The following is an 18,120-nucleotide window of genomic DNA, read 5'->3' on the forward strand; positions in this document are numbered from 1 at the left end:
GTTGGGCGAGTATTGGCGTTCAAGAGGGGCCCCGAGTCAGTTTTATTGCGGCGACTTGCTGCGTCACGGCCAAACGTTAACTCACTTTGTCAATGGATACCAAGGTGAGACCACGCCTATGGTTATCCACTCGGGTTTTAATGAGTTTGATCATGTCGAGATTTTGCAGCAATACAATCCCCAGTGGAATAACTTTGCCAAAATGAATGACGCGCTAAACCAACTGGATGAGCCCAATAAGGCACTGCAGCAAGAATTTTATCAAGCACTTAAACGCTGGATTTCAGGCGATAACCATCATGAGTATAAAGAGAGTTGGCCGCAGTTTCAGGCGCGCTGTATTCGTGCATTGCAAGATATTATTCAACAGCAATTGAGTCATAAACGCCAGTTACGTGCGGTGAATCATGAACCTAAACCGTCTAAAGACATTTTAGTGTTCACCTCAGGCGGTACCATTTCAGTGATCATCCAGCACATATTAAAATTAAACGATCAGCAAACATTAGCAATTAATCAACAAACCAGAAATACCAGCGTGACCAAATTGCTGTTTTCGGAAAATATGCTGAGCGTGGATTATTTTAATAACTATAGCCATCTAGAGCAGGCTGGTGATGAGTGGATCACCTATAAGTAAACTTAAGTGCCGTTACTCGTTTAAAAATAAGCTTTAAATGGAGTAACGTAAATATTGACTGACGCTATCAACAGCCGGTGTTTACTCGCTGAGTTCAGCGAGCAAAACCAATATAACAATTTAACCCGAGTACAATTCATTCGAAGCTATTAACTCGAAAATGATTAACCCAAAATAATAAGGAAATAACATGAACAAGGGCGATTTATTTGATTTAACAGGGAAAGTTGCTTTAGTCACCGGAGCCAGCCGTGGTATTGGCGAGAGTGTTGCTAAAGTATTAGCCCAGTATGGTGCTCATGTAATTGTATCAAGCCGAAAACTTGAAGCCTGCCAAACCGTGGTAGATGAAATTGTTGCCGCAGGCGGCAGTGCACAAGCCATTGCCTGTCATATTGGCGAGTTAGACCAAATTGACTCAATCTTTGCTGCAATCAAACAGCAACATGGCAAGCTGGATATTTTAGTCAATAATGCGGCGGCAAATCCTTATTTTGGTCACATTATCGATACCGATTTAATTGCCTTTCAAAAGACGGTTGATGTGAATATTCGGGGGTATTTCTTTATGTCGACTAAGGGCGCGCAATTAATGAAACACAGTGGCGGTGGCGCTATTGTCAATGTCGCGTCAGTTAATGGCGTGATCCCGGGCGATTACCAAGGTATCTACTCTATTACCAAAGCGGCAGTGATTTCAATGACACAAGCTTTTGCTAAAGAGTGCGCCCAATTTAATATTCGCGTAAATGCATTATTACCCGGTGGTACCGACACTAAATTCGCTTCTGCTTTAGTTGATAACCCAGCCATTCTTAAACAAATGATGCACCACGTACCGATGAAGCGCGTGGCACAACCTGATGAAATGGCCGGCACTGTATTATATTTAGTCTCAAATGCATCAAGCTACACCACAGGTACAGCGATTAATGTTGATGGCGGTTATTTGATTGGTTAACTGCTTAACACACAAGCAGACTCCAATGCCAAACGCTTAAGCCAGCTATATAAGACAAACAACATAAAAATAAAGCATCAATTAACGCTAGGAAGCAAATATGAATAGCGACAAAAACACCAGTGTAAATAGATTATTTGAACCCTTTGTCACAGCATCATTGTCACTCAAAAATAAGACGGTGATGGCGCCAATGACTCGAGCATTTTCGCCTAATTATATCCCTAATGATGAAGTAGCAGCTTATTACCGTAGACGCGCCGAAGGCGATGTAGGCCTGATTATTACCGAAGGGACATTTATCTCCCATGAAGGGGCGAATGGATACGAGAATGTGCCAGCTATTTATGGTGACCAAGCCTTAGCAGGTTGGAAGCATGTTGTTGATGAAGTGCATGCTGTTGGCGGCAAAATTGCGCCCCAACTTTGGCATGTGGGTTCGGTAAGAAAGTCAGGTATAGGTCCACACAAAGAGGCACCAGCCTATAGCCCTTCAGGTTTGTATAAGCCTGGTGCTGCTAACGGCGTTGCCATGACCCAAGACGATATCGACGCCGTGGTTGCGTCATTTGCTCAAGCCGCGCTCGATGCTAAAAACATCGGTTTTGATGCCATCGAGGTGCATGGCGCTCATGGCTACTTAGTTGATCAGTTTTTCTGGGAAGGGACCAATCAACGCACCGACAAATATGGTGGTTCATTAGAAAATCGCACCCGTTTTGGTGTTGAAATCGTGAATGCCATCCGCGCCGCTGTGGGTAATGACTTTACCATTATCTTCCGTTTTTCGCAGTGGAAACAACAAGATTACAACGCCAAGTTGTGCCAAACACCTGAAGAACTTGATACATTTTTAGGTTTATTAAGTGATGCTGGCGTTGATATTTTCCATGCCAGTACTCGTCGTTTTTGGGTTGCAGAATTTGCGGGTTCAGATCTTGGGCTTGCAGGTTGGACTAAAAAATTGACCAACAAGCCGGTGATCACTGTGGGTAATGTCGGCCTAGATGCTGATTTTATCGGTGAGGGCAATGCTGATTTGTCGGGTACATCAAATCCAACTGGTATTGATGAGTTATTAGTGCGCTTAAACAATGATGAATTTGATTTAGTTGCCATTGGGCGGGCGTTATTAGTTGATCCTCAGTGGGTTAAAAAAATCCAGCACAACGCCATTGATGAAATTAAACCGTTTAATAAGAAGTCATTAATGTCGTTGAGTTAATCGCTTCAGTCAGTGGGTCTAGGCTCATTACCACAGCGATTAGCGCCGTTATTACCGGGTAAAAGGATACAGTAATGAATTTTGAATACAGCGAAAAAGTTCAAGGATTAATCAAGCGAGTCAACGACTTTATGGATTTACATGTATTTCCTGTCGAAGAAGAAATGCATAAGCAAGTTGAGCTCGAACCATGGTCAACGCCGCCGTTAATGGAACAACTTAAAGCCAAAGCCAAAGCTGAAGGTTTATGGAATTTGTTTCTACCGGTTGCTTACGGTAAATACAGTGCTGGATTAACTAATTTAGAATATGCCCCGTTGGCTGAAATTATGGGCAAGGTTATGTGGGCGCCAGAAGTGTTTAACTGCGCGGCACCCGACACCGGCAACATGGAAGTACTGGCCAAATACGGTAATGAAGCACAAAAGAAACAATGGTTAGAGCCTTTACTGGACGGAAAAATACGCTCTGCTTTTGCAATGACAGAACCTGAAGTCGCCTCAAGCGATGCCACTAATATTGAACTGAGCATAGTGCGTGATGGCAATGAATACGTGATTAATGGCCGCAAGTTTTACATTAGCGGCGCATGTCGCAAACAGTGTGAAATCATGATTGTGATGGGTAAAACAGATGCTGAAAATAGCAACCGTTATATTCAGCAATCTCAAGTGCTTGTACCGATGAATACCCCTGGTGTCACCATGGTAAGACCGATGAAAGTGTTCGGCTATGATGATTCACCTGAAGGCCATGCTGAGGTAACGTTTACTGATGTGCGTGTGCCGCTGGATAACATTATCGCTGGTGAAGGCAAAGGTTTTGAAATTGCGCAAGGACGTCTTGGCCCTGGGCGTATTCATCACTGCATGCGTTCAATCGGTATTGCTCAGCGCGCGCTCGATTTAATGTGCAAACGCGTTGGCGAGCGTATTGTATTTGGTCAACCTATGATCAAACAGCAGTCGGTTCGCGAAGATATAGCCAAATCAGCCTGCCAAATTGAACAAGCACGTTTGATGACCTTAAAAGCAGCCCAGAAAATGGACACAGAAGGCAATAAAGCGGCTAAAGAATTGATCGCTATGATTAAAATTGTTGCCCCAAGTATGTCTCTTGATGTGATCGACCGCGCGATTCAATGCCATGGCGCTGTGGGTGTCAGTCAAGATACTTTCTTAGCGCATGCCTGGGCTGGCCAGAGAACATTGCGTTTAGCGGATGGTCCAGATCAAGTGCATATGATGCAGCTGGGGCGTGATTTAGTAAAAAAGATAGTTGGGTAAATAAATGCTTAGGGTGAAACGCAGTAAGCGTTTCACCCCGTAATCGTACTTTTTCTCAGCCAAGCTAAATCCATCAAACAACGAGAGTATTGCTAAATGTCACAAGTATTCCCCATTGATAATGAACAACTTAGCGCTTATTTAGAGCAGCATGTCGCCGACTTTACAGGGCCGATCACCTTAGAAAAATTTTCAGGTGGTCAATCCAATCCCACTTACAAAGTGACCTCGCCAACAGGTGTGTATGTGTTGCGTCGTCAACCGCCGGGTAAATTATTAAAATCAGCCCATGCAGTCGATCGTGAATATCGGGTATTAGATGCACTAAAAGACAGTGATGTACCAGTGGCAAAAGTATTTCACCTGTGTGAAGACTGCAGCGTTATTGGTTCAATGTTTTATCTGATGGAGTTTTGCGATGGCACTGTGTATTGGAGTGCATCATTAGCCGAAATAGACAGTAATGATCGACGCTCAGCTATGTATGACGCGATGAATAAAGTCCTGGTCGCGCTGCACAGTGTCGATGTTGATGCCGTCGGTTTAGCTGATTATGGTAAAGCGGGCAATTACTTTGAACGTCAACTCGGTCGCTGGACATCACAATATCGCGCCACAGAATTACACAAAATTGCTGCCATGGATGCCTTAATTAACTGGCTTGAAGATAATCTACCCAGTGATGATGGTCGTGTTTGCTTAGTACATGGTGACTTTCGCTTAGACAACATGATGTTTGCCAAAGATTCACCAGAGGTTATTGCTTTACTGGATTGGGAATTATCGACCTTAGGCCATCCCTTTGCTGATTTAGCATACCAATGTATGCAACTGCGGATGCCAGCAGGCATGGGCAGCATTGATGGTTTAAAAGATATCGACCGCGCCAGCTTAGGGATTCCGTCTGAAGAAGAATATGTCGCTCGATATTGCCAACGCATGGGTATTGAGCAGATTGAGCACTGGGGCTTTTATTTGGCATTCAGTTTCTTCCGCTTAGCAGCGATTGCACAAGGTGTCGCCAAACGAGCAACAGAAGGTAATGCCTCCAATGAACACGCTAATAAAGTGGGATCATTTGTTGAGCCTCTGGCCAAAATGGCCTTAGACGTCATTGCTTGCGAAGCTAAAAAATAACATCAGATCAGCCGTATGATAAAACAACATCAAAAAGACCATCAATTACAGGAGTAACTCGCATGGATCCATTATTAGACTTTACCGGTAAGGTTGCTGTTATCACTGGCGCGGCTCAAGGCTTTGGTCAGTTACTGGCACAAGAATTAGCCAAACGCGGTGCTAAGTTAGTAATTAGTGACATTAATGAAGCTGGTGTTCGTAAGGTGGCGGATGATATTGCCTCTCGTGGCGCTGAGGTTATCGCGATGAAATGTGATGTGTCAAAAGATGCCTCGTGTAAAGCTATGGTTGATACTGCGATTGAACATTTTGGCCGAGTGGATATTGGGGTAAACAATGCCGGTGTTGCCCATGAATTTATGCAGCTTCATCTTATAGATGAAGCGATTATGGACAGTCAATTTGCGATCAATGTTAAAGGCGTGCAGTTTGGTATGCGTTATCAAATACAGCAAATGCTCAAACAAGGTGAGGGCGCGATCCTCAACGTGAGTTCTATGGCTGGGTTAGTCGGCGCCGCCAGAGGCAGTGCTTATTCTATGGCTAAACATGCGGTAATTGGCTTAACCAAAACCGGCGCGGTTGAGTACGGCCGTAATAATATTCGTATCAATGCGATATGCCCATTTTTTACCCTGACAGCTATGGTGACCAATTTTGCTGATGCAGAAAAGCAACAGAAAATGGCCGTTGGCGCGCCAATGAATCGCTTAGGTGAGCCGAAAGAAATTGTCGCCGTCATGCTGATGATGTTATCTCCTGCCAATACCTATATGACAGGCCAATGTATTGCGGTCGACGGTGGCGTATCAGCCTATTAAATTTGCGCTTTGCAGTCAGTGTTATTGACACGCCAACTCGTGCCGTTAGCGTAAACACTTGCTGAGTCGTTCGCTAAGTCATTTCCACGTTATAGAAGAAAACACAATAAGAAGAGAATATTATGCCTGCGACGTTAATGAATCAACGTGACCTAGAATTTATGCTGTATGAACTGTTTGATAGTGAAGCATTAACCAGCAGAGATCGCTATCAAGATCATGATCGCCAAACGTTTAATGAGGTGGTCAATACTGCCAAAATAATTGCAGAAAAATATTTTCTTCCTATTCGTCAAAAGCTCGATAGCCATCAGCCAACTTTTGACGGCAAAAAAGTACACATTATCCCAGAACTTAAAACCGCTATCGACGCAGTAAACGAGTCGGGCATTGGCGCTGCAACAGCAGATTATGAGTTAGGTGGCATGCAACTGCCGCCAATCATTGCCAGTGCAGCAGGGGCGTATCTCAGTGTTGCCGGTGGTGTTGGCATGGGGTACAACATGTTGACCACGGCAAATGCCAATTTACTGCAAGCCCATGGCAATGCTGAGTTGATTGAAACCTGGGTTAAACCTATGCGAGAAGGTCGATTTATGGGCACTATGGCCATGACAGAGCCCGGTAGCGGATCTGCTTTAGGTGATTTAATTACCAAAGCGGTAAAAGCCGATGATGGTACATATCGGATTACGGGCAATAAAATCTATATTTCCGGTGGCGATCACGATTTAAGCGACAACATCGTTCATTTAGTATTGGCTCGAATTCAAGGTGCACCTAAAGGTGTTAAAGGCATTTCGTTATTTGTGGTACCTAAGTTTTTACTTAATGATGATGGCAGCATTGGCGCAGACAATGACGTCGCTCTGGCTGGTTTGTTTCATAAAATGGGGGGGCGCGCGCAAACGTCAACGGCACTGAGTTTCGGTGAAAAACAGGGCTCCATTGGCTATTTAGTCGGTGAAGAACATTGTGGCTTGAAGTATATGTTTCACATGATGAACGAAGCCCGCATTATGGTCGGCACTAGTGGCGCAGTTTTGGCGGTGGCCGGATATCAATATTCAGTCGATTACGCCAAAAATCGCCCCCAAGGTCGGTTACCCTCGTGTAAAGATCCACAATCACCTATGGTGAATATCATTGAGCATGCTGATGTAAAACGCATGTTGTTAGCACAAAAAGCCTATGCGGAAGGGGCAATGGCGTTAGTGCTATATGGTACTCAATTAAGTGATGATGAACGTACTGCCGTCACAGTCGAGCAACGCCAACATGCCCATATACTGTTGGATTTCTTAACCCCCATAATTAAAACGTGGCCGTCAGAATATGGCCCCAAAGCCAATTCACTGGCGATTCAAGTGATGGGCGGTCACGGTTATATTAACGAGCATCCGGTTGAAATGTTCTATCGTGATAATCGCTTAAACCCGATCCATGAAGGTACTACTGGGATTCAATCATTAGATTTGCTCACCCGCAAAGTACCGATGAATAACTTACAAGGCTATAAAGCGACCTTAGCTGAAATGGTCATCACCATTGATGAGGCAAAACACTATCCGAGTTTACATGAGTTTTCTAGTCAATTAACCCAAGCCGTTGCGACCTTAAGTACCACAACCGAGGCCGTGTTAGCGGCAATGTCGACTAAGAATATTGATCTCGCTTTGGCCAATTCGGTTAAATATTTAGAGTTGTTTGGTCATGTGATTATTGCCTGGTTGTGGCTCAAGCAAAGTATTGTCGCCACTAAAGCGATAGCTGAACAACCGCATCAAGCTGATATGGATTTTTATCAAGGTAAATTGCTGGCGTGTCAGTATTTTTATCGCTTTGAATTACCTGAAATTAACGTCTGGTCAAACCTACTCGTTACCACTGACAGCACCAGCTTTGATATGCAGCCTGATTGGTTCTAATGTGAATTAACCCGACTTAAGGCGCTGTTAGGCTGATTGGTTTTGCCTAGCTTTAGGTGAGCGTTATAAAATCCAATCTAATGAAAACATTACCGCCCAGTGCAGTAATGTTTTTTGTTGTTAAAGCTCTCAAGATATTTGTTTCTGTTAGCTGCCTTCCAAACGCCAAGCTATTCATATTGTGAATAACTTAGTATCAAAACTATTCATTTGTTTAATTTACCTAGCGCAACTAGCATGAGATATCGCTTAAATTTCATTCATGGATAGTACCGCGAAAGTATCAGAGGAAAGGGAATAATGCCGACAAAAATTAATCGCAATGATATTGCCAACTATATTGGCTACCAAGCAGCCGCTACAAACTGGTTTCAAATCACTCAGGATCAAATTAATCAATTTGCCGATTGCACTCTCGACCATCAATTTATTCACGTCGATGAAGAAAAAGCGAAAGCCACTCCTTTTGGTTCCACCATTGCCCATGGTTTTTTATCATTATCAATGTTGTCTCATTTTGCTGAAGAATTTAGCCTGCTTATTGATGGCTTCTATATGGGGCTCAATGCCGGTTTCGATAAAGTCAGATTTTTGCAACCCGTTACCGTCAATAGCCGCATTAGGGCACATGCGAAAATCCTTTCTATTGAAGAAAAAAAGCCGGGGCAATTTCGCTTATCGACCGAAGTGACCATTGAGATTGAAGGCGTTGATACACCGGCATTAGTTGCTGAGTGGATATCAGTACAAATGGTTAACTAATATTGGTTAAGTGATGATCGTTAATTCATCATGCTGGCACAGACAAAATAATAACAAATAAAAATAAACAGTTAAGGTAATAACATGACTATCAGTTTTGCAGGAAAAGTGGCTATTGTTACTGGGGCAGGTAACGGATTAGGCCGTTCACACGCGTTGGAATTAGCTAGACGTGGCGCCAAAGTCGTTGTTAATGATTTAGGCGGCGCACGTGATGGCAGCGGTGCATCTTCTGCAGCGTCACAAGAGGTGGTGCAGTTAATTGAAGCAATGGGCGGTGAAGCGATTAGCCATGGCGCTAACGTTGCCCATTTTGATCAAGTACAAGACATGGTGCAACAAACCATGGATAAATGGGGATGTGTCGATATTTTAATCAATAACGCCGGTATTTTACGTGATAAGTCGTTTTCAAAGATGACCTTAGATGACTTTAAACTGGTCATGGACGTGCATGTGATGGGCTCGGTTAACTGCACTAAAGCTGTATGGGACATCATGAAGCAGCAAAATTACGGTCGAATCGTGATGACGACGTCATCGAGTGGTATGTACGGTAACTTTGGTCAAGCCAATTATGGCGCGGCTAAAATGGCGCTGATTGGCCTAATGAATACCTTAGTGCTGGAAGGTGCGAAAAATAATATCCATATTAATGCGCTAGCACCTACGGCTGGCACACGTATGACCGAAGATTTAATGCCTGAAGAAATCGTTAAAGCCTTTGCACCAGAAGCGGTCACCGCAGGCATGTTGACTTTGTGTGACGATGACGCGCCCAATCGATTCATTTTATGTGCTGGCGCAGGCGGTTATTCAAGCGCGAGTATCTTCGAAACCGATGGCTGCTTTATTCCTAGCGCGAAACAAAGCCCAGAAACTGTGCGTGAACATTGGGATCAACTCACCGATCAATACAATCAAAAAGCCTTAGTGTCGGGTTCGCAACAAGGCGAGAAGTTTGTGATGAAAGCCATGGCGTTTATGAAATCTCAGCCGCGCTAAGCTAGAGTTAATTAATTAGCTGCACACATCATTAAAAAAAGGATTTGTCATGAGAGAAGCCGTCATTGTTTCAGCCGCCAGAACACCAATTGGTAAAGCCTATCGCGGCGCCTTTAACGATTTATCTGCCCCCACGTTAGCCGCTATTGCGGTTAATGCCGCAGTAGAAAGAGCCGGAATCGATCCAAATGAAATTGAAGACTGTATTTTTGGCGCCGCCTTAACTCAAGGTAACCAAGGCATGAATTTTGGTCGCCAAGTGGCCATGGCGGCGCAATTACCTGTGTCGGTGCCGGGCATGACGGTTGATCGCCAATGTTCATCAGGACTCATGTCTATTGCTATAGCTGCCAATCATATTGTTTGTGATGGTGCCCAAGTTGTGGTTGCCGGTGGTTGTGACTCTATCAGCTTGGTTCAAAACGATAAGATGAACATGCATCGCGCGGTAGATCCTAGCGTGAAAGCCTATCGACCAGCGATTTATATGCCGATGCTCGATACGGCTGAAGTGGTGGCTAAGCGATATAATATTTCACGCGAGGCACAAGATGCCTATGCATTATCCTCTCAGCAACGCACCGCAATCGCACAGTCACAAGGCCGATTTGATGCTGAAATAGTCCCGGTCAGTTGCACTATGCTGATAATGGATAAAGTCAGCGGTGAAATCAGTAAACAGCAAGTGACCTTAACTCAAGATGAAGGCAATCGCCCATCGACAAATTTAGAAGCTCTAGCTGGCTTAAAAGCGGTTAAAGAAAATGGATCGATTACCGGTGGCAATGCATCACAACTATCAGACGGTGCAGCAGCGGTTGTGGTAATGGAACGTGAACTCGCCGAGCAACGAGGTTTAACACCATTAGGCGCGTATCGAGGCATGGTGGTGAGTGGATGTGAGCCAGATGAAATGGGCATAGGACCTATCTATGCAATTCCGAAACTGCTTGAGCGAAATGGCCTTAGCATTGACGACATAGGTTTATGGGAAATCAATGAAGCGTTTGCGGTTCAGGTCATTTATTGTGCTGAATATCTCGGCATTCCCGCCGATCGTTTAAATGTCGACGGCGGCGCAATCTCAATCGGTCACCCTTATGGTATGAGCGGCACACGTATGGTGATGCACGCCTTAATTGAAGGTAAAAGCCGCGGCATTAAATATGTGGTTGTCAGTATGTGTATTGGCGGTGGTCAAGGCGCGGCTGGGTTATTTGAAGTGTTATAAAATGACGCTTAAAAGATCAACAGCCATTGTTAATGGTTCGTTAAGTTTAAATTTAAGATTGGTGTGTAGATTTAAGGTTAGTGCTCAGTTTAATGACGCTGATGACATGATGCAAAATAATAATAAACACAGATAGCGGCTCGGGTATTAGGTTCTGTTGCGTATTTGAGATGGACTTTGCAGCTGCTAATAACATTACATTTTGGGGACAATATTATGGAAAAAATTTGGCTTGAAAAGAGTTATCCGCCCGGGGTTGAGTTTGAAATCGATCCTGATAAATATAATTCTTTGGCAGATTTATTTTTAAAATATACCACGTTATACGCCGATAATACTGCATTTATTAATATGGATGTCAGTATTACTTATCAGCAACTAGCTCAGCAAGCGACTGATTTTGCTGCCTACTTACAGCAAGATTTGCGGTTAGTTAAAGGCGACAAATTTGCCATCATGATCCCCAATACACTGCAATATCCTATCGCGCTATTTGGTGCGCTGATTGCCGGACTGACCATTGTAAACGTTAATCCATTGTATACCGCCCGCGAATTAGAACATCAATTAAAAGACTCTGGTGCCAAAGGGATCCTTATCCTCGAAAATTTTGCTCATGTATTGCAAGCCGTGATCGATAAAACTGATATTAAGCATGTGATCACCACAGGTGTCGGTGACCGATTAGGGCTTATAAAAGGTGCATTAGTTAACGGCGCCATTAAGCATGTTAAAAAGCTGATCCCTGCGTTTGAGTTGCCCAATGCGGTTAAATTTAATGATGCGATGTCCAAAGGCAGCAAACTGAATTTTGTCGCCGTTCCCGTTGTCGGTTCTGATTTGGCTTTTTTACAATATACAGGTGGTACTACAGGTCCATCAAAAGGGGCAATGCTGACTCATCGCAACATGGTTGCTAATCTTGAACAGTCCAATGCTGTGACTAAAAATATCTTTGAAGTGGGTAAAGAGATCATTGTCACCGCATTACCGCTTTATCATATTTATGCGTTGACCTCTAATTGCTTAGCCTTTTTGCCATTTGGTGGCATCAATCTATTAATTACCAATCCACGTGACATGGCGGGATTTGTTAAAGAGTTGGCTAAATATCGCTTTACCATTATTACTGGCGTCAACACGCTATTTAACGGATTGTTACATACTCCTGGCTTTGACAAGCTTGATTTCAGCGCTTTAAAAATGGGCTTTGGCGGCGGCATGTCAGTGCAACGTCCTGTGGCTGAACATTGGGAAAAAGTCACTAAAAGTCGTCTTTTAGAAGGCTACGGCTTAACTGAATGTGCGCCTTTAGTGACTATGAGTCCTTATAATCAAAAAAGTTACAATGGATCGATTGGTTTGCCTGCTTCATCAACTGATATTCGCCTGGTTGGGGCAGATGGTGAAGAAGTGGCATTAGGTGAGCCAGGGGAAATGTGGGTTAAAGGCCCTCAAGTGATGAAAGGTTACTACAATCGCCAAAAAGCAACGGATGAAGTGCTCATTGATGGCTGGTTAGCCACAGGTGATATTGCCACCATGGATGAAAATGGTTTCTTTAAAATTGTTGATCGTAAAAAAGACATGATCAATGTGTCTGGCTTCAATGTGTTTCCAAATGAGATTGAAGAAGTACTCGTGATGCATGAAGGCATACTTGAAGCCGCTGCGGTAGGGACCTCATGTGATATTACCGGCGAGCGAGTCAAAGTGTACATAGTGCGTAAAGATCCTAACCTTACCGAGCAAGATGTGTTTGATCATTGTAATAAAATGCTGACCAACTATAAGCGCCCTAAGGTGATTGAATTTATGAATGAATTACCGAAAAGTAACGTCGGTAAAGTGTTACGTAAAGACCTTCGTAACATGGCATAAGCTTGGTCGAAACGGATCACTCGTGGCTATAGCGTTAAGCTTATAGCCTTCATAAAGCGCTAAGTGATATGCAGCAATAATTGGTCACTGTGTATTAGTCACTAAAATCACTGTCGGCATTGATTGCCGACAGGTTAACCATAAGAATGTTATGTTAGAAATTTATGCCGGTGAAACGGCCTTAACAACAATCCATCAAGATGGATTTTCTCCAGCATTATTTAGCTCTTTTCTTGGTGCAAGTGGTGGGCCGAAATGGTTTACTTTACTGGGATTAGACAAGTATATCTTTGGTGAATTTTTTAATGGCAGACAACAGCCGTTAAATGTCATTGGCTCAAGTGCGGGAGCATTTCGCGCCGCATGTTTTGCGCAAAGAGATCCCGTCGCAGCAATAGAGCGATTAGCTAAACATTACAGTGAAACCGTGTATTCAGATGACACTAAGCCACAAGCTGACGAAATAACCGCTAAAGCGATAGCGTTACTTGATGAGTTATTTGGCGATACGGGGGCAACTGAAATCATTAATAATAGTGTTTTTAAAGCCCATTTTATTGTGGCTAAATGTCATGGATTGGTGGCGTCTGAAAACAAACTAAAACAAGGTGCCGGGTTACTCAATAGCTTTCTGAGAAACGCGTTAAGTCGGCCATTACTCAAAAGCCAGTATGAGCGCTACATTTTTCAGCATCATCAAAGTGATTTAACCATTTTTGACCCTGACCATATCCCCACCACGTCAGTGCCATTAAGCCTACACAATATCAAAACAGCATTGTTGGCATCTGGCTCAATTCCGCTGGTGATGCAAGGGATAAACAACATTGCAGATTGTCCTCCTGGCATGTATCGTGATGGCGGCATCATTGATTATCATTTTGATTTTCAAATTAAAAATGAGGGGCTAACTCTTTATCCTCATTTCAGTTCCAGCTTAAAGGCGGGCTGGTTTGACAAAAACTTATCTCGAAAAGTCAGGCTAGAACATTACGACAACACAGTATTATTGTGTCCATCAGCAGAATTTATTGATTCGTTGCCTTATCATAAAATCCCTGATCGCAAAGATTTTGTTGAAATGAAACCTGCTCAACGGATCCAATACTGGCGACAGGTTTTTGTTGAAAGTGAAAAACTTGCCCAGCACTTTAAACACTTTTATCAAACGCAAAATATCAACAGTATAAAAAGCATCAAGCAACTCATCCGGTGACAAGGTTAATCCATCATTTGCCATCATTTTTAGAGATCGATTATTGATATTCACTCACATATAAAGGGAATCAAATATGAGTACCTATACCGCCATTAACTTAGTCGCCCGTCCTCAAGGTGGCCCAATTGGCCCAGAATTATTTGAAATTGTCGAAAAGCCAATGCCGGCAGTGGCACAAGGGCAGTTTTTAGTTAAGCAACATCATATGTCACTTGATCCGGCCATGTTTGGCTGGATGAGCCCAGATACCGAAAGTTATATTCCTCCTGTCACCTTGGGCGAGGTTATGCGCAGCTCTGGCATAGGTGAAGTTGTCGAAAGTCACCACCCTGACTTTACTGTTGGCGACCGAGTGATGGGGATGATGGGTTGGCAAGAATATTTTCTAAGTAATGGTGCCGGTTTGCATAAAGTGACGGCGCCATTACCCGATGAAGCTATTTTATCGGTATTTGCTTTGCCTGGGTTAACGGCGACACAAGGACTGTTCAACGTAGGAAAGCCACAAAAAGGTGAAACCATCGTAGTCTCTGGTGCCGCGGGTTCTGTAGGATCGATTGTGGGTCAACTGGCTAAAGCTGATGGCTTAAGAGTCATTGGCGTAGTCGGCAGTGATGAAAAAGCGGATTGGATAATTAACGAGCTAGGTTTCGATGGTGCGATTAATTACAAGACCGATGATTTAGCAGCAAAACTGGCTGAATTAACCCCTGATGGTGTTGATGTGTATTTTGAAAACACTGGTGGTCCTATCCAGCATCATGTGTTTGCCAAAATGAATCCCCATGGGCGTATTGTGGTGTGTGGCATGATTGCTGATTATCCCAAAGCGGTACCTGATTTAGGCCCAAGCTGGGTGCAGATAATTAAAAAAAGGCTCATTATCCAAGGCTTTACTATGCCAGATCATTTTGGTGATGTACCGGCATTACTCGAAAAATTAACCCCTTATGTCATGAAAGGGCAGATTAAACATCGCGCCCATGTATTAATTGGACTTGAGTCGGCCATCACTGGCTTAAACTTGTTTTTCACTGGTCAAAACAAAGGCAAGCTCATCGTTAAATTATAAAATCATCCTTCAATTAATTCACTTTCACTCAACATGCATGGTGGCGGGAGCCATTACCACCATGCTGTCAAAGGGATTGACTATGAACAAGCGTAATAAACGTATTGTTATTAGCATTAGTTCGGTGCTGTTAACGGCTGCAGCGTTTTCGATTAACGCGGCAAACCAAGTCAGTAATATTGATGATAATAGCTTTAATTGCATCAGAGATATGTCACCTGTTCGCCATTTTTATGTCGATAACCTGCTTGGTAATACTCAAGGTACTTTAGCTGTTGCTAATAATCCTGAAGGTGCCGTTTATCCTGAAGGATCTGTGGTGCAGTTAGTGCCTACTGAAGTAATGGTTAAACGCGAAGCGGGCACTTTTCCTGCCACCGGTGACTGGGAGTTTTTTGAATTAGAAGTCGATGAACAAGGCTCAACTATCACTAAACGTGGATTCACGGATGTGAATAACCGTTTTGGCGGTAACTGTTTTACTTGCCATTTACCTGCAGCTGAAAAGTGGGATTTTGTTTGTGAATCAGGTCATGGTTGCGAGCCTATCCCGATAGATCACAGTATGACAGGTGCATTGCAGCGTTCGGACCCGCGTTGCGGTGAACCAGAACTGCAAGATGGCGATACATTTGCCTTGTTTAAACTTAACTCTATGGTTGTGCTTGGCAGTGCCAAGAAATGGCTTGAAGATTTATTTTAATCTTTAAATAACCTTGTGTTCACCCATCCAAGTCAGGCGATATATATGAGCGAAATGAATACCCATTATAGAAATTGCAATATTTGTGAAGCCATGTGTGGCTTGGAAATTGTCTATCAAGATAAACAAATCATCTCGATTAAAGGTGACCAACTTGATCCCTTTAGCCAAGGTTATAATTGCCCTAAAGCACTTGCTTTAGAAGATTTCTATACTGATAAAGATCGCTTAAAAACGCCGATAAAACGAACCGCTTCTGGTTGGCAAGCTATTAGTTGGGATGACGCTTTTAGCGAGATAGTCGCTAAGTTTAAAAGCATTCAACAGCAACACGGGAAAAATTCGTTAGCCGTTTATCTCGGCAATCCCAATGCCCATAGTCTGGGGAATGCGCTATTCCTCAAGCCTTTTTTGAAGTCACTTGGCACAATAAATCGTTTTAGTTCAGCCTCTGCTGACCAATTGCCGCATCATGTCGCGGCTAACTTTATGTTTGGCGCTGGTATGTTAATCCCGGTCCCCGACATTGATAGAACTGACTTTATGTTGATCATAGGGGCTAATCCTGTGGTATCCAATGGCAGTATGATGACTGCGCCCAATGTTATTGGCCGTATGAAGGCTATTCAACAGCGTGGCGGAAAAATTGTCGTGGTTGACCCTCGTAGAACCCGTACCGCTAAAATTGCCGACCAACATTTGTTTATTCGCCCAGAGAAAGATGCCTTTTTACTGCTCGCCTTGATCCATTGTGTGTTTGAGCGTAACAAGGTTAATTTAGGTCATTTAGAACACTTAGTAGAGGGGCTTGATGATGTTGCTAAACTTGCCAAAACCTATTCACCCGATGTGGTTGCAAGCATAGTCGGCATTGATGCGAGTACTATTTACACCTTGGCCGATGATATGTTGTTGGCAGATTCCGCTGTGTGTTACAGCCGCATGGGAGCATCTACGCAAACATTTGGTGGCTTATGTTTATGGCTTACCAATGTACTCAATATAATCACAGGCAATTTTGATCGCGCCGGTGGTGCCATGTTTCCACAACCTGCCTTTGATTTACTGCGTAACCATCAAGTCGGCCATAAAAGTTCGTTTGGCCAGCATCAAACCCGAGTGCGTAAGTTACCATTTTTTAATGGTGAGTTTCCGGTTGCTTCTTTGGCTGAAGAAATACAAACACCGGGAGAAGGCCAGATTAAAAGCTTGATAACCGTTGCTGGAAATCCGGTATTGTCGGCCCCCAGTGGTCATCAATTAGCCCAAGCCTTCGCAGGTTTAGATTATATGGTTTCGGTCGATATTTACCTCAATGAAACCACTAAATATGCCGACATTATTCTGCCGGGCACCACGGGCGTTGAGAATTCGCACTTTGATATTTTCTTTAACTCATTCTCGGTTAGAAACACAGTAAAATACTCAGCGCCATTGTTTGAAAAACAAGTCGATCAACGTAGCGACTGGCAAATACTCAAAGAAATTTCTGCGCGAATGCTTAATATTGCAGCAGATGATCCGATGCAAAAAATCACTCCCGAAATCATTTTGGATATGGAACTCAAACAAGGCCCTTATGGCGAGCAAGGCATGAGTTTACAAAGGTTAATCGATAACCCTCACGGTATCGATATCGGCCCATTAATGCCGTGTTTAACAGAACGAATTAAAACCGCTAACGGCAAAATCGATCTTTTTCCGCAAGTATTTAGTGATGATTTGCCCAGATTGCAAGCTGTGATGACACCCGTTTCTCGCGATCTGGCTTATCCATTTGAATTAATTGGGCGTCGACTGGTTAAAAGCCATAATACCTGGACCCAAAATTCAGCACGGCTCATCAAAGGTAAAAATCCTTGTACTTTAGAAATGAATTCACAAGATGCGCACCAGTTGGGTATTGAACAAGGCCAGCTGGTGACGGTCAGTTCGGCAGTGGGCCAAATTGATATTGAAGTGGTTCTCACCGATGATATTCAAGCGGGTGTGGTGACCATACCCCAAGGTTGGGGCCATAATCAGCAGGGCACAAACATGTCGATTGCCGCCACTCAGCCAGGCGTGAGCATTAATGATTTAACAGATGCCAGTCGAGTTGATATGCTCACGGGGAATGCAGCATTTAATGGTACGCCAGTTGCTATCACTTTAGTGTTAAAAGAAGGGCGCTAAGTACAAAGTGTCCTAACTAAGCCAGCGGGCTTTTGTTACAATCGATAAAACTGATATCAATTAATATTTTG

Annotated in this window: 15 protein-coding genes; all 15 read left to right on the top strand. The window is 43.5% G+C overall.

What is annotated here, in order from left to right; all coding sequences use genetic code 11:
- The coding region (locus H5185_RS08940; RefSeq protein ID WP_182741910.1) for a histidine phosphatase family protein at positions 1-640 on the top strand (640 nt) is incomplete at its 5' end.
- Positions 641-830: 190 nt separating this feature from the next.
- Complete coding sequence (locus tag H5185_RS08945; protein ID WP_182741911.1) at positions 831-1,601, top strand: SDR family oxidoreductase; 771 nt, start codon at positions 831-833, stop codon at positions 1,599-1,601.
- Between the two features lie 100 nt (positions 1,602-1,701).
- Positions 1,702-2,826 carry an NADH:flavin oxidoreductase gene (locus H5185_RS08950; RefSeq protein ID WP_182741912.1) on the top strand — a complete coding sequence of 375 codons (1,125 nt, stop codon included), beginning with the start codon at positions 1,702-1,704 and terminating at the stop codon, positions 2,824-2,826.
- A 74-nt stretch (positions 2,827-2,900) separates the two neighbouring features.
- A complete protein-coding gene (locus H5185_RS08955) occupies positions 2,901-4,112 on the top strand; it encodes an acyl-CoA dehydrogenase family protein (protein WP_182741913.1) in 1,212 nt (403 codons plus the stop codon).
- Between the two features lie 96 nt (positions 4,113-4,208).
- Positions 4,209-5,249 carry a phosphotransferase family protein gene (locus H5185_RS08960; RefSeq protein WP_182741914.1) on the top strand — a complete coding sequence of 347 codons (1,041 nt, stop codon included), beginning with the start codon at positions 4,209-4,211 and terminating at the stop codon, positions 5,247-5,249.
- Positions 5,250-5,311: 62 nt separating this feature from the next.
- On the top strand, positions 5,312-6,073 hold the full coding sequence (locus H5185_RS08965) for an SDR family NAD(P)-dependent oxidoreductase (protein ID WP_182741915.1): 762 nt from the start codon (positions 5,312-5,314) through the stop codon (positions 6,071-6,073).
- 122 nt (positions 6,074-6,195) lie between these two features.
- Complete coding sequence (locus tag H5185_RS08970) at positions 6,196-8,001, top strand: acyl-CoA dehydrogenase (RefSeq protein ID WP_182741916.1); 1,806 nt, start codon at positions 6,196-6,198, stop codon at positions 7,999-8,001.
- 300 nt (positions 8,002-8,301) lie between these two features.
- On the top strand, positions 8,302-8,763 hold the full coding sequence (locus H5185_RS08975) for a MaoC family dehydratase (RefSeq protein WP_182697325.1): 462 nt from the start codon (positions 8,302-8,304) through the stop codon (positions 8,761-8,763).
- 84 nt (positions 8,764-8,847) lie between these two features.
- Positions 8,848-9,768 carry an SDR family NAD(P)-dependent oxidoreductase gene (locus tag H5185_RS08980; protein ID WP_182741917.1) on the top strand — a complete coding sequence of 307 codons (921 nt, stop codon included), beginning with the start codon at positions 8,848-8,850 and terminating at the stop codon, positions 9,766-9,768.
- A gap of 49 nt (positions 9,769-9,817) precedes the next feature.
- Complete coding sequence (locus H5185_RS08985) at positions 9,818-10,999, top strand: acetyl-CoA C-acyltransferase (RefSeq protein ID WP_182741918.1); 1,182 nt, start codon at positions 9,818-9,820, stop codon at positions 10,997-10,999.
- A 216-nt stretch (positions 11,000-11,215) separates the two neighbouring features.
- Complete coding sequence (locus H5185_RS08990; RefSeq protein WP_182741919.1) at positions 11,216-12,880, top strand: AMP-binding protein; 1,665 nt, start codon at positions 11,216-11,218, stop codon at positions 12,878-12,880.
- 151 nt (positions 12,881-13,031) lie between these two features.
- The gene (locus H5185_RS08995; RefSeq protein WP_182741920.1) at positions 13,032-14,096 is read left to right on the top strand and encodes a patatin-like phospholipase family protein; all 1,065 of its coding nucleotides are present in this window, start codon (positions 13,032-13,034) and stop codon (positions 14,094-14,096) included.
- Between the two features lie 76 nt (positions 14,097-14,172).
- Positions 14,173-15,171, top strand: a complete 999-nt coding sequence (locus tag H5185_RS09000; RefSeq protein ID WP_182741921.1) for an NADP-dependent oxidoreductase — start codon at positions 14,173-14,175, stop codon at positions 15,169-15,171.
- 82 nt (positions 15,172-15,253) lie between these two features.
- Entirely contained in the window at positions 15,254-15,874 is a 621-nt protein-coding gene (locus H5185_RS09005) for a cytochrome P460 family protein (protein ID WP_182722906.1), read from the top strand.
- Between the two features lie 45 nt (positions 15,875-15,919).
- Complete coding sequence (locus H5185_RS09010) at positions 15,920-18,049, top strand: molybdopterin-dependent oxidoreductase (RefSeq protein ID WP_182741922.1); 2,130 nt, start codon at positions 15,920-15,922, stop codon at positions 18,047-18,049.
- The last annotated feature ends 71 nt before the right edge of the window (positions 18,050-18,120 follow it).

Source organism: Shewanella sp. SG44-6, assembly GCF_014164185.1.
Lineage (GTDB): Bacteria > Pseudomonadota > Gammaproteobacteria > Enterobacterales > Shewanellaceae > Shewanella > Shewanella vesiculosa.